The organism is Micromonospora sp. WMMD714 (assembly GCF_029581315.1).
In the GTDB taxonomy this organism is placed as follows: domain Bacteria; phylum Actinomycetota; class Actinomycetes; order Mycobacteriales; family Micromonosporaceae; genus Micromonospora; species Micromonospora rifamycinica.
In genome coordinates, this window is sequence record NZ_CP120744.1 from 2969573 (window position 1) to 2982285 (window position 12713).

At 72.9% G+C, this 12713-nt stretch carries 13 protein-coding genes; 5 read left to right on the top strand and 8 right to left on the bottom strand.

What is annotated here, in order from left to right; translation table 11 throughout:
* Positions 1–101: 101 nt before the first annotated feature.
* The 3 genes from O7625_RS13235 (at position 102) to O7625_RS13245 (ending at position 1853) form a co-directional block, all read left to right on the top strand.
* Positions 102–455 carry a type II toxin-antitoxin system RelE/ParE family toxin gene (locus tag O7625_RS13235; protein ID WP_282346180.1) on the top strand — a complete coding sequence of 118 codons (354 nt, stop codon included), beginning with the start codon at positions 102–104 and terminating at the stop codon, positions 453–455.
* Positions 452–751: a helix-turn-helix transcriptional regulator gene (locus O7625_RS13240; protein ID WP_282346182.1), complete on the top strand. Its 300-nt coding sequence runs from the start codon at positions 452–454 to the stop codon at positions 749–751. The genes O7625_RS13235 and O7625_RS13240 overlap by 4 nt, the downstream gene beginning before the upstream one ends.
* Before the next feature lie 97 nt (positions 752–848).
* The gene (locus tag O7625_RS13245) at positions 849–1853 is read left to right on the top strand and encodes a hypothetical protein (RefSeq protein ID WP_282346184.1); all 1005 of its coding nucleotides are present in this window, start codon (positions 849–851) and stop codon (positions 1851–1853) included.
* Positions 1854–1870: 17 nt separating this feature from the next.
* Here the strand turns inward: O7625_RS13245 and O7625_RS13250 are convergent, their stop codons facing one another.
* Entirely contained in the window at positions 1871–3121 is a 1251-nt protein-coding gene (locus O7625_RS13250; RefSeq protein ID WP_282346186.1) for an inositol monophosphatase family protein, read from the bottom strand.
* A gap of 105 nt (positions 3122–3226) precedes the next feature.
* On the opposite strand from O7625_RS13250, the gene O7625_RS13255 reads away from it, so the two are divergent.
* Positions 3227–4549 (top strand): AAA family ATPase, encoded by a 1323-nt coding sequence (locus O7625_RS13255; RefSeq protein ID WP_282346188.1) that lies wholly within the window; start codon positions 3227–3229, stop codon positions 4547–4549.
* Between the two features lie 276 nt (positions 4550–4825).
* On the opposite strand, the gene O7625_RS13260 is transcribed toward O7625_RS13255, so the two are convergent.
* The 5 genes from O7625_RS13260 to O7625_RS13280 all read right to left on the bottom strand — a co-directional run bounded on the left by O7625_RS13260 (position 4826) and on the right by O7625_RS13280 (position 9570).
* Entirely contained in the window at positions 4826–5704 is an 879-nt protein-coding gene (locus tag O7625_RS13260; RefSeq protein WP_282346189.1) for a cellulose binding domain-containing protein, read from the bottom strand.
* 160 nt (positions 5705–5864) lie between these two features.
* Positions 5865–6716, bottom strand: a complete 852-nt coding sequence (locus O7625_RS13265) for an aldo/keto reductase (protein WP_282346190.1) — start codon at positions 6714–6716, stop codon at positions 5865–5867.
* A gap of 69 nt (positions 6717–6785) precedes the next feature.
* Positions 6786–7979 (bottom strand): endonuclease, encoded by a 1194-nt coding sequence (locus tag O7625_RS13270; protein ID WP_282346191.1) that lies wholly within the window; start codon positions 7977–7979, stop codon positions 6786–6788.
* A gap of 221 nt (positions 7980–8200) precedes the next feature.
* The gene (locus tag O7625_RS13275) at positions 8201–8641 is read right to left on the bottom strand and encodes a Rho termination factor N-terminal domain-containing protein (RefSeq protein ID WP_282346192.1); all 441 of its coding nucleotides are present in this window, start codon (positions 8639–8641) and stop codon (positions 8201–8203) included.
* Positions 8638–9570, bottom strand: coding sequence for an AAA family ATPase (locus O7625_RS13280; RefSeq protein ID WP_282346193.1), 933 nt, complete (start codon positions 9568–9570; stop codon positions 8638–8640). Before O7625_RS13280 ends, O7625_RS13275 begins: the two co-directional genes overlap by 4 nt.
* 56 nt (positions 9571–9626) lie before the next feature.
* Here O7625_RS13280 and O7625_RS13285 point away from each other — a divergent pair, with 56 nt between their 5' ends.
* Positions 9627–10667: a hypothetical protein gene (locus tag O7625_RS13285; RefSeq protein ID WP_282346194.1), complete on the top strand. Its 1041-nt coding sequence runs from the start codon at positions 9627–9629 to the stop codon at positions 10665–10667.
* Here O7625_RS13285 and O7625_RS13290 read toward each other — a convergent pair.
* Together O7625_RS13290 and O7625_RS13295 are read right to left on the bottom strand one after the other, a co-directional pair.
* Complete coding sequence (locus tag O7625_RS13290) at positions 10613–12040, bottom strand: amino acid permease (protein WP_282346195.1); 1428 nt, start codon at positions 12038–12040, stop codon at positions 10613–10615. The two genes, O7625_RS13285 and O7625_RS13290, sit on opposite strands and share 55 nt — an antisense overlap.
* A gap of 103 nt (positions 12041–12143) precedes the next feature.
* Complete coding sequence (locus O7625_RS13295) at positions 12144–12704, bottom strand: heme-binding protein (RefSeq protein ID WP_282346197.1); 561 nt, start codon at positions 12702–12704, stop codon at positions 12144–12146.
* Positions 12705–12713: the final 9 nt, after the last annotated feature.

Below are 12713 nucleotides of genomic sequence, written 5' to 3' on the forward strand. Positions count from 1 at the left end.
GACTGATACCGCTCTCCGCTCGTGTCCTGAGCTTGATGGGTAACCCGACACTTGAGTGGCACTAACGGTGAGTGACTGCCTCAAGCTATAGCATCTACGCTATGGCCTGGGGTAGCGTGGAGCTGGAACCAGAAGTCCGCGACTGGTTGGAGGAATTGCCGAGCACCGATTTTGCGCGAGCGGCGTTCTATATCGACCTTCTTGCCAGTCGAGGCGTTCTTCTCGGCGAACCTCACACCAGGCAACTGGACGGCAAACTCAGAGAACTGCGCTTCTACCTTGAGCACAGCGCGGTACGCGTGACGTACTGGATAGCTTCCGAGCGGAGGATCATCCTGTTGACGGTGTTCCGCAAGACGCGGATGCGGGAGGACCGGGAGATCCAGCGGGCTCGCCGGGCGCTTGAGCGGTGCATGGCGGAGCGGCACACCGTGAACGAGGGGGCAGAACGATGAGTGATCGCGTCGACTGGAACGACCTGCGTGACCGCCGGCTGGCCGAACCTGGAGCAGCCGAGGCGTACGAGGCGACCCGAATCGCCTACGAGCTGGGCCAGGAGGTTCGGCACCTGCGTGAGCGAAGTGGCTGGAGCCAGAGTCAGTTGGCGCGAGCTGCCGGGATGACCCAGTCCGCCGTGGCGCGGCTCGAGGCTGGCGGGACGATACCCACCCTGCCTGTCCTGGAGCGGCTGGCCGGCGCCCTCGATATGCGGCTCGATGTCAGGTTCACACCGAACACCGATGCGGCCTGAGAGCCGGCCCCCCTCGCACCGGAGCACGCTTAGTCGAGACCGATCCGAGGAAGGCGCACCAACGATTTCCTGACAATCCGGCCGTACCTTCCTCGTCATGACATCGAAGCCAACCCCCGGTCTGCGTCGTCGCGTCGGCGTTGCGGGAGCGGTCACCGCGCTCGTGACGACGACTCTGACCGGGCTCGCCCAGCAGCCCGCCACCGCCACGCCCGGCCCGGTCGCCACCCACGCCGTGGCCGTCACCGCCGCCGAGCGGCAGGCGGTGCTGGCGTACTGGACGCCGCAGCGGATCGCGGCGCTCAAGACCCCCTCGGCGCAGGTGCCGCCGGTGGCCAAGCCCGACGGCGCACCGTGGACCCGGGCGGACGCCGTGTCGCGTACCGTCGGCAGGCTCTTCTTCACCGACCACGGGGAGGACGCCAGCTGTACGGCGACCGTGCTGGACAGCGCCAACCGCAGCACCGTGGTGACCGCCGCGCACTGCGTGAACAACACCGACCTCCTCGGTGAGGACAACCAGTGGACGCGCAACGTGCTGTTCGTCCCCGGCTACCGGGACGGCCGGGCGCCGTACGGCAGGTTCGTCGCGCGGTTGTCGGTGGCCCCGTCGACGTGGCTGCTCAACGACCAGATCGAGAGCCTGTACGACTCGTACGACCAGGCGTTCGTGGTGCTCCACCCGAACGACGACGGACGTCGGGTGCAGGACGCCGTCCGCGCCGCCCAGCGGATCGGCTACGACGTGCCCGGCGCACGAGTAGTGCACCAGTTCGGCTACCCCCGGGCCAGCTCGGACGAGGCCCGCGAGGGCCTGCCGGAGTACACCGGTGAGCGTCTCGCCTACTGCACCGGCCCGGCGGTGGAGCAGCAGCCGACCGAGGAGTGGCCGGAGCCGCCCGGCCAGTGGGGCACCGCGTGTGTGATGGGCGGCGGCTCCAGCGGCGGGCCGCGGTTCGCGCACTTCGACCGGCACACCGGGCTCGGCACCGTGGTCGGCGACAACTCCCACGGCTACATCCCGGGGAAGCGTTACCTGGTGGGGCCGCAGTTCAGCACGGCGATCACCCGTCCGCTCTTCCAGCGGGCGCAGCACGGCTGATCCCTGCCGGGGTGCCGTCAGCCTTCGCGCAGGGCCTCGCCGGCCAGGGCCAGCACCTGCTTGGTGAGGCCGGGGGCGATGCCGAAGGTGACCGACGAGCCGGGGTGGTGGGTGCTGCCGTCGTGGTCGACGACGACGGCGCCCGCCTCCCGCGCGATGGCCGTGCCGCCCGTCATGTCCCACGGATAGTTGCACAGGGTGAGCGTCGCGTCGATCCGGCCCTCGGCCAGCCAGGCCAGGTCCAGCGCGGCCGAGCCGACCATGCGGACCCGCTGCACCGTCTCGGCCAGCCGTGCGGTCAGGGCGAGCCGGGGCTGGTTCCTGGCGGCGGCGTCCGCCCCGACGGCGTAGTCGCCGATCGCCACGATCGCGTCGCTCAGCCGGGTGGTGCCGCTGGCCCGGATGGGTTTTCCGTCGACCGTCGCGCCGTTGCCCCGGGCGGCGGCGTACCGGTTGCCCAGGAAGGGTGCCTCGATGACGCCCAGGACGGCCTCGTCGGCGTGCAACAGCCCCAGCGACACCGCGCACAGCGGGAGGCCACGGACGAAGTTCGCCGTCCCGTCGATCGGATCGAGCACCCACTGCATGTCACCGGTGCCCTGGACCCCGTCCTCCTCGCCGAGGAAGCCGATCTCGGGCGTGGCGTCCCGGAGGAAGGCGTGTACCTCCCGCTCGATCTCGTAGTCGAGCTGCGACGCGAAGTCGCGCTCGCCCTTGGCGGTGAGGGCACCGGGGGCGCGGTGCCGCATCAGCTCGGCGGCCTGCGCCACCGCCCTCTCCGCCACCGGCAGCAGGTGCCGGTAGGAGGGCGGCACCCCGTCCGGGGGGAAGACCAGCACCCGTACGTCGGGCAACTCGGCGAACGCCTCCACGATCATCGGCTCGACCACGGCCCAGTCGAGGCCACCGGCGCCGCAGCCGAGGGCGGGCACCGCCACCGACCGGATCTGCCGCTCCCGGACGACCCGGGCGAGGTCGGACAGCCCCGATCGGATGTCGGGCAGCTTCGCGCCGGCCCGCCAGTGCCCCTTGGTGGGGAAGTTGACGACGTAGCGGTGGCGACCGGGCCGGCCGGAGTCGACCACGAACATCCGGCCCAGCCGCACGTCGCCCGCCGCGCAGGCGGCCCGGTAGGCGGCGTAGTTGACGGGGTGGGCGTGCTTGAACTGGAGGGCGATCCCCTTGCCCATCACCCCCACGGTGTTGACGGCGTTGACGAGTGCTTCGGCGTCGGCGGTGAGCAGGTCACCGTGGCTCCAGACGATCATGGGTACGCCCCTTCCTGGTAGCGCTGTCGTACCAGGAAGGTGTGACGACGACGTCCCGGCGGGGCGGGCCGGTAGGGTGCCGGGAGCACTGGGGAGGTGAGGTCGATGCTCGGGCTGGAGGTGCCGCCCGCCGTCGGGGCGGAACGGGTCGTCGCGGCCGTGCTGGCCGACCTGCGCGCCGGGGACCACCGGGGCGTGGTGGTCGACTCCCCGCCCGGGGCCGGCAAGTCGACCCTGGTGGTGCGGGCCGCCGTCGAGCTGGCCGCCGCCGGCGAGCCGCTGATGATCGTGGCGCAGACCAACGAGCAGGTCGACGACCTGATCGACCGGCTCGCCACCAAGGCCCCCGAGCTGCGCATCGGCCGGCTGTCGGCGACCGACTACCGGCCGTCGGAGCGGGTCCGGGGCCACGACACGGTCCGGGTCGCGTCGAAGGTCGCCGATCTGGGCGATCCGGCCGTCACCATCGGTACGGCGGCCAAGTGGGCCACGGTCACCGAGGGCTCCTGGCCGTGGGCGATCGTCGACGAGGCGTACCAGATGCGCTCGGACGCCCTGCTGCGGGTGGCCGGGAGGTTCGCGCGGGCGCTGTTCGTGGGGGATCCCGGGCAGCTCGACCCGTTCTCCACCGTCGAGACGCTGCGCTGGACGGGCCTGAGCTGGGATCCGATGCAGGCGGCGGTGGCGGTGCTGCTGCGGCACAACCCGGAGTTGCCGGTGCACCGGCTGCCGGTGTCCTGGCGGCTGCCGGCGTCGGCGGCCCCGGTGGTCGCGGCGGCGTTCTACCCGTTCACCGGGTTCCGGGCCGGCACCGGTCCGGCCGACCGGGCGTTGACGCTGACCCGGCCGGGGCCGGGCGACGCGCTGGACGCGGCGGTGGAGCTGGCGGTCGGCACCGGCTGGGCGTTGCACGAGCTGCCGGCCCGGCACACCCTGCGTACCGACGCGGAGGCCGCCGCGGCGTGCGCCGCGCTCGCCCTGCGGGTGCTGGCCCGGGGCGCGGTCGCGGTCTCCGAGCACGCGCCGGCCGGCACCCCGGTGACCGCCGACCGGATCGCCGTCGGCGCGGCGCACCGCGACCAGGTCGCCGCGATCCGCGCCCACCTCGGCCCGGCGGGGGCGGGCATCACGGTGGACACCGCCAACCGGCTCCAGGGCCGTGAGTACGACGTGACGATCGTGCTGCACCCGCTCTCCGGTCGGCGGGACGCGACGAACTTCCACCTGGAGTCGGGGCGGCTGTGCGTGCTGACCTCCCGGCACCGGCACGCCTGCGTCGTGGTGGCCCGGGCCGGCATCGGGGAGCTGCTGGACGCCCACCCGTCGACGGAGTCGGTGCACCTGGACGTGCCGGTGAAGTTCCCCGACGGTTGGGCCGCCAACCAGACCACGATGGCGTTCCTGGCGGACCACCGGGCCTCGGCCTGACCCGGGTGTGGCGTGCGCCGCGCCGGCCGACGGGCGGGCCACCGCCGACGCCGCTCCGCCGGCCGACGCCGCTCCGCCGGCCGACGCCGCTCCGCCGGCCGACGCCGCTCCGCCGGCCGACGCCGCGCAGCCGGCCGGGGCGACCCCGCCGGGTAACGACGATGCCTGGCACGGGTATGCCTGTCGGGCATGAATATGACGCACCGTCATACGTCGCATCGGGAAGAATGCCCCGGGACGCCGTCCGCCTGCGATCCCGCCTCCGCCTGGCGGCGGTCAGCCCCAGGTGTCGCCGTACTCGCGCACCCCGTCGACGTCGAGGGTGATCCGGCTGTTGGGGGTCCACCCGCCGGTGGCCTGCTGCCAGCTCGGGTCGTCGCGTTCGTCGATCGCCGTCCAGTTCGGCCGGTGCAGCCGGAGCTGGATCGGCCCGGAGGACGCCCCGGGGGCGAGGACCCCGGTGGTGAAGGTCAGCTCCACCCAGCCGGGGAACGGGGTGCCGGGCACCGGGTAGACGGTCGGCGTCGGGCTGGGGCCGGGCGGCGGCGCGGGCGGCGGAAAATACTGGAGGGTACGCCGGATGGTGGCGCAGCCCAGCGTCGCCCAGTCGCACTCGGTGGTCAGGGCGGCGTTGCCGTTCTCGAAACGCAGGTGGTAGCGGACCCGTACGGTGGTCAGGTCCAGCGGTCGGCTGCCGGTGTTGGTGACGTTGATCCGGAACTGGGCCTGGTTGTCGGTGGGCGCCCAGTCGAGGTTGAGGTAGTCGACCTTCGCCCGCCCGTACGCGGTACGCACCTCGGCGACCGCCGAGGTGTCGGAGTAGCCGCCGAGGGCGTACGCCTGCAGCGCGATCCGGTAGTCGGTGCCGGGGGCCAGGTCGGTCAGGGTGATGGCGTTGGTCTCGGTGCTGCCCAGACCCCGGTAGGCGTTCGGCCCGATCGGCGAGCGCACGTCGTAGGTGATCGGGCCGCCCGGCTCGCCCTTCCACGTCGACGGGGTCCAGGTCAGGCTGAGCCGGTGCGGCTCGTTGGCGACCACCACCGGGGCGCCGGGGGTGGTCAGCGCCGGGGTGTCGTCGGCGTGGGCGGCGCCGACCGCGACCAGGCTCACGAGCGCGGCGACGGCGACGGTGGCGGTGACACGACGGGCACGCATGCCCGGATGGTACGGACCCAGATGCACGTTCATCAATGCCGGAGATGGTGGCGTCGCAGCGTCGACGTCATCGGCCCGACGATCCGGTGGCCGGACGCGACGGGGCGGGATCCCTGACCGGAGCCCGCCCCGTGGGTCACGCCGTCCGGCGGTGGATCGTTCAGGCGGGGATGTAGTCGAAGACGTCCGGGTTCGGTCCCGTCCGGCCCGGCTCGCCCTTGTCCAGCCCGCTGATCCGCTCCATGGCGGTGTCGTCCAGGGTGAAGTCGAAGATCCGGAAGTTCTCCTCGATCCGCTTCGGGGTGGTCGACTTGGGGAAGACGATGTCGCCGCGCTGCACGTGCCACCGCAGCACCACCTGGGCGGGGGTGCGCCCGACCTGCTCGGCGATGTCGACGACCGTCGGGTCGTCGAGCACCCGGCCCTGGGCGATCGGGGACCACGCCTCGGTGGGGATGCCGTGGGTGTTGCCGTACGCGCGCACCTGCTCGTTGGTGAAGTACGGGTGCACCTCGATCTGGTTGACCGCCGGCACCACGTCGGCCTCGGCGGCCAGCCGCTCCAGGTGCGGCACCTGGAAGTTCGACACCCCGATCGAGCGGGCCCGGCCGTCGCGCTGGAACTCCTCCAGCGTCTTCCAGGTGGAGACGAAGTCGCCGTCGTAGCGGGTGGGCAGCGGCCAGTGGATGAGGAACAGGTCGACGTAGTCCGTCTTCAGCGCGGCCAGCGTCGACTCGAACGCCCGGCGGGCGTCCTCGGGGCGGTGGAAGCCGTTGTTGAGCTTGCTGGTCACGAAGACCTCGCTCCGGTCCAGGCCGGAGGCGCGGATGCCCTCGCCCACCTCCGCCTCGTTGCCGTACATCTCGGCGGTGTCGATGTGCCGGTAGCCGATCTCCAGCGCCCGGCCCACCGCCTCGGCGGTGTCCTTCGGCTCGATCTGGAAGACCCCGAAGCCGAGCTGTGGGATGGTGTTGCCGTCGTTGAGGCTGATGTCGGGAACGGTATTTGCCATACCGCGGGTGTACCCGGTCGGGCCGTGTCCTCACCGCCCGACCGGGGTGATCTGTGACAACCGGCCCGTTCAGCCCCAGATCGCGGTGGCCCACTCCGGGTGGTCGACGAACGGGTTGCGGTTGCCCTGCCAGCGCTCGTAGATGCGCTGGTTGCGACGCTGCTCGAAGGCGTCCGGCGGGTCCTGCCGGTGCCACTGGAGCAGCACCGGCAGCCGGCCGAGGTAGGGCGCGCTGCCGTTGGTGACGGAGTTGTTGATCTCCAGGTTCGGCCAGCCGTCGTCCCCCTCGTACCGGATCGCCATATACATGATCATGCGGGCGACGTCGCCCTTGACCGCGTTGCGCGGCTCGAACGAGTCGGCGTCGGTGTAGCTGCCGGCGGCCTCGGCGACCGGGCTGCCGCCGGTGTCGAAGTCCTTGTTGCCGCGCGCGGAGTTGACCGTCACGTCCTCCGGTCGCAGGTGGTGCACGTCGGTGCCCGGCCCGGTCGAGGTGCCGAAGTCACCGTGCGACTTGGCCCAGACGTGTTCCCGGTTCCAGTCGTTGGCCCCGCCGCCGTTGCTGCTCTTGCTCTGCGACCGTCCGCTGTAGAGCAGGATCACGTTGTTGGCGTTCGCCGGGTCCTGGTCGGTGTCCTTCAACGCCTCCCACGCCTGGTCGTAGCTCAGCCTGGTCTGGGTTTTGATGATCGTGTGCAGGGCGCTGCGGAGCGCGCCGCCGCTCTTGCCCATCGCGGTCGCGTAGTACGTCGAGTCGTACGGCCCGGTGGAGCCGGTGGGCGCGGGGGTGGGGGAGGCGGTCGCGGTGGGCGACGGGGTGCCGCCGCCGATGCTCATCCCGGTGGGGTTCTTCAGCCCGCCGTGGCTGAAGTACGCGGTCAGCGTCCCGGTGGCGGTGACCTGTCGACCCCGTAGCGACGGGTTGGTCAACAGCCCGAAGGCGCTGCGGTAGTCGGCGGTGATCTGGACGTAGAGCATCCGGCTGGTGCCGGTCTCGGTGGCCGTGTCGGCCAGGGCGATGGCGGTGTCGGCGGTGTAGCCGGAGGTGAGCACCGTGCTGGTGGCGGTCGGCTGGCCGATCACGTAGCCGGTGACCGTGGCGACTCGGCCGTCCTGGGTGGCGAGGGCCTGCGCCACTGTCGACGTGGCCGCCGCGGACGCCGAGGTCGTGGCCACCACCACCGGGACCGCCAGGGTGACGGCGGCGGCGAGCGCGGCGATCGTCCGCCCGGGTCGCGGGCGGGTGCTGCTCTTCATATCCATGCCCGGCGATGTTATCGGCCGGAACCCGACCGACGGGAGGTCGGCGAGGTGAATTCCCGGCCACCGCGAACCGCTGCGCGACAGGATCCCGCCGCCCGCCGCCCGCCGCCCGCCGCCCGCCGCCCGCCGCCCGCCGCCGCGCCGGACCGACGGCATCGGCTCCGACCGGGTGGCCGAGCCGTTCCGGGCCGGTGGTCCGGGGTGCGGGCGGCGGGGCCGGTTCAGCGGGCGCGGACGGCGGCGGAGGCGGCGCGGAACCCGACCGTCCGGTCCACCAGCCGCTCCACCAGCTCCGCCTTGCGCAGGCCGCCGACCCCGCGCAGGCCGAGCCGGGCGGCCAGCGCCCGCAGGTCCCGCAGCGGCCAGGGCGTCAGGTACGCCGTGCCGTCCCGGCGCTGCGCCATGGCGTCGAGCGTGGCCGCCGCGACGGTCAGGTCGACACCCGACGGGGTGGGCGGCACCGGCGCGGCCGGCGACAGCGATGCGGTGAGCGGCACCGGAGTCGGGCCGGCCGGTTCCCCCGCCGGTGCCACCGGGACGACGGCCAACCGCATCCGGCCCTGCGCCAGCGCGGCCACCTCGGCGGCCGACAGCCCGGCCAACAGCTCACCCACCCGGGCCAGCACCCCGGCCGCGAGGTTTCCGCCGGGAGTCCCGGTCACACCGGCACCTCGCGGGGTTGCAGGTGGCCGAGGAACTCGGTGGTGATCCGCCGCAGCTCCTCCTGGACAACCGGCGAGGTGACCCGGTGGCGCAGCACCACCGGCACCCCGCGTGGGGTGTTCCCGGCGAACAGGGTGACGTTCTCCCGCAGCGCGGTGGGGAAGACCGGCAGCCCGAGGGCGCGTACCTGGTCCAGGTAGCCCTGGTGGGCGGCGATCGGTCGGTGCGCGGTCAGCTGGATCATGGTGAAGACCACCCCGGCAACGTCCGGGGCGACCTTGTGGTGCCGGCGGCTGGTGGCGAACCGGCGGGCGTCGGCGTTGTACCGGTCGACCAGTTCCCGGACGCTGCCGCAGAGGTGGTCGATGCCGAGGGTGGAGAGGTAGTCCGCCTTCGCCGGGATGAGCAGGTGGTCGCTGGCGATGACGGCGGACTGGGTCACCACGTTGAAGTTCGGCGGGCAGTCGATCAGCACCAGGTCGTAGCCGTCGAGCGCCGGATCGTGCAGCCCTTCGGCCAGCGAGCCACGGACCCGGAACAGCTCCCGGTCGTAGTCCTCGCCGTCGGCGACGCCCCGGGCCAGGGCCAGGTCGATGTCGGCCAGGCCGAGGTGGGAGGCGATCAGGTCGAGCCGACCGGCCCCGGAGAGGTGGGTGTTGGCCGGGCCGGGGGAGACCACCAGCTCACCCAGGGTCACCGCCGGGGTGTCCCCGCGCAGGCCGTCGTACCAGCGTTTCACGGTCCGGCCGTCGCGCAGCCGCTCCCGCCAGTCCTCCGGGTCGTAGAAGCTGAACGTCAGGCTGGTCTGCGGATCCAGGTCGATCAGCAGCACTTTCATCCCCCGGTTAGCCAGTTCGGCCCCGAGGTTGGCGGTCACGGTGGTCTTGCCCACCCCGCCCTTGTAGTTGATCACGGATACGACGTACACCGACGGCACCTCCCCAGACGGGGAACCGTAACCGCCCGGATGGCGTCTGACCATCCATGATGCCCACCCCGGCCGGTCACGCTCCGCGACCGGGCGGCCGGCTCGTCGCCGCCGGCACCGGGCTCGCCGCCCTGGCCGTGGTCTGCTGGGCGGTCGGGACGACCCGGTGGCAACCCCTCACCGAACCGGTCGGCCCGTGGTCCGAGCGGCTCCCCGGCGAGCATACGTACTGGGCGCGTGACCTGCGTTTCCTGGCCCTGATGGCGGTCGTCGCCGGGCTGGTGCTGGCCGGCGGTGGCCGGCGGCCGGCGACCCTGCGCGCGGTGCTGCTCGGCGGGGGCGCGCTGGTCGCCGACGTCGCCGTCGACCGGGCCGACCCCACCGGCCCCGGCGCGACGGCGCTGCTGGTCGTCGTCGGCTGGCTGGCCGTCGGGATCACCGCCACCCTCGGCGTACGCGGCGACGCCGCGCCCGGCCCGGACCGGTCCGTGCTGGCCGGACTGCCCGTCGTCACGGCGCTGCTGATGCTGGTCGCCGTGACGACCCGCTCGCCGACCGGTCGGGAGCCCGAGCTCGGTCCGGCCGTTCTGGTGACCGGTCTGCTCCTGCTGGCGTCGACAGTGGTGGGCGCGCTGGCCGCCGCCCCCGGGCCGGGTCGGCCCCGGCTGGTGGTGGCGGTGGGGATGGCTGTCGTCGGCGGGGTCGGCCTGCCGCTGGTCCGGCCCGTCGGGCCGACGGATCGGCTGTTCCCGGCGGCGGTGCTCGGCGCGGTCCTGCTGGTGGGGGTGGCGCTGCTGACCCGGCCCTGGCCGGACGGGCGATCGGCGTGGCGGCGGCTCGTGCTGCTCGTCCCGGTCACCGTGGTCGTCCCGCTGGCCCTGCTGTCCGGCGCGCTGCTGGTCAGCGCGGCGCTGCGGCCGGGTGCGCCGCTGACCGCGCTGGCCGGCAACAGCCCGATCGCCGGCCCCGACCCGCTCCCCGCCCTGGCCGGGCTGCTCGCCGGGCTGCTCGCCGCCCTGCTGCCGGCCCGACCGACGGTGGGTCAGGAACCGGGGGGCGTGGTGCCGTCCCGGCCGGCCAGCGCCGAGCGGCGGTAACCGTAGAAGGTGTAGACCAGACCGCCGAGCAGGAACCAGACGGCGAACCGGAGCCAGGTCACGTGGTCGAGGAAGCTGATCAGCCAGACCGAGAAGACCACGCCGAGCGCCGGCACCACCGGCATGCCCGGCAGCCGGAACGTCCGTGGGGCGTCCGGGCTGCGGTAGCGCAGCACGATCACCGCGACGCAGACCACCACGAAGGCCAGCAGGATGCCGATGTTGGTCAGCTCGGCGGCCTGCCGGATCGGCAGGAAGCCGGCGATCACCGCCGAGCCGACGCCGACGATCCAGGTGACCCGGGTGGGCACCCGACGCACCGGGTGCACCTTGGCGAACCAGGCCGGCAGCAGGCCGTCGCGGCTCATCGAGAACCACACCCGGGTCACCCCGAGCATGAAGGTGAACATCACCGTCAGGATGCCGACGATCGCCCCGACGGCGATGACGCTGGCCAGGCCGGAGAGCCCCACCGAGGCGAACGCGGAGGAGAAGCCGCTCTCCGGGTCGATGTCCCGGTAGTTCTGCATCCCGGTCAGCACCAGGGTGGCCAGCACGTACAGCACCATCGAGATGGCCAGCGACCAGACGATCGCCTTCGGCATGTGCCGGCGGGCGTCGGTGGACTCCTCGGCAGCGGTGCTCATCGCGTCGTAGCCGAAGACGGCGAAGAAGACGGTGGCCGCCCCGGTGAACGCCCCGCCCAGCCCGTACGGGAAGAACGGCGAGTAGTTGCCGGTGCGGACGTGGAAGAACCCGACCACGATCACCAGCAGCACCACGGCCACCTTCACCCCGACCACGATCGTCTCGAACCGGGCGGCGGTCCTGATGCCCCGGGTCAGCAGGAAGGCGATCAGCAGGCAGAGCAGCACCGCGAACAGGTCCACCACGTGCCCGTCGCCGGTGCTCGGGGCGCCCAGCATCCAGGCGGGCAGCTCGACGCCGAGCTCACCGACGAGGAAGCCGAAGTAGCCGGAGATGCCGATCGCCACCACCGCCACGATCGCGGTGTACTCCAGCAGCAGGTCCCAGCCGATGAACCAGCCCACCACCTCGCCGAGCACCGCGTACCCGTAGGTGTAGGCCGAACCGGCCCGGGGGATCATGCCGGCGAACTCGGCGTACGACAGGGCCGCCGCCGCGCTGGCGAGCCCGGCGATCAGGAACGACACCAGCACCGCCGGCCCGGCGGTCTGGTTGGCCACCGCCCCGGCCAGGGCGAAGATGCCGGCGCCGATGATGCCGCCGACGCCGATCGCGGTGAGCTGCCACAGCCCGAGCGAGCGGGACAGCCCCTGACCGGTCTCGTCGGTGATCTCCTCGACCGGCTTGCGGCGGAAGATCCCGCCCCTGTCGACTGTGGAGGCCATGGTCGTCCCCTTCCGCCGGGAGATATCCACTCTGGTTGATACTCCCTGTGCGGCGGATGCACAATCGGCGACGACGTGACGACGCTGCGGCCGTGCGCCGGGGTCACTCGACGACCGGCAGCACCACCTCGTTGTGGCGCAGGAACCACGGCTTCCACGGCGGGTCGAACCGGGCGTACCGGATCGCCCCCGACGGGGTGAGGCCGGCGTCGGCGACCGCCCGGCCCAGCGCGGTGGCCCGCTGCTCGAACGCCCGGTCGGTCCACCGCCCGGCGAACCGGACCGCCGCGGCGAGCTGCTCGGGGAGCTCCCGGACGGTGATCCGGGGGTCCGCCGGCTCGGGCACGGTGGCCGGGGTGAGCCGGGCCGGCAGCACGAACCACACCCGCCAGTTCCCGGGCCGGTCGCCCTCCTCCTGGACCACGGGCGCGGTCATCGCGATCCGCTCGCCTCCCGCCTCCCGCAGCACCTGACCGGCCGTCCCGACCCCGCGCCGGGACCGGTTGGCCCCGGACAGATAGGCCGCCAGCGGCCGGAACGCGGCGTTCCCGGCGGCGGCGAACCCCCCGTCGATCGGCAGCTCGACGACCAGGTGGGCCGGGTACCGGCGCAGCTCGAAGCCGGGGTGCCGGCCCAGCACCCGGTACGGCTGCTGCTCGGTCATGCAGGCTCC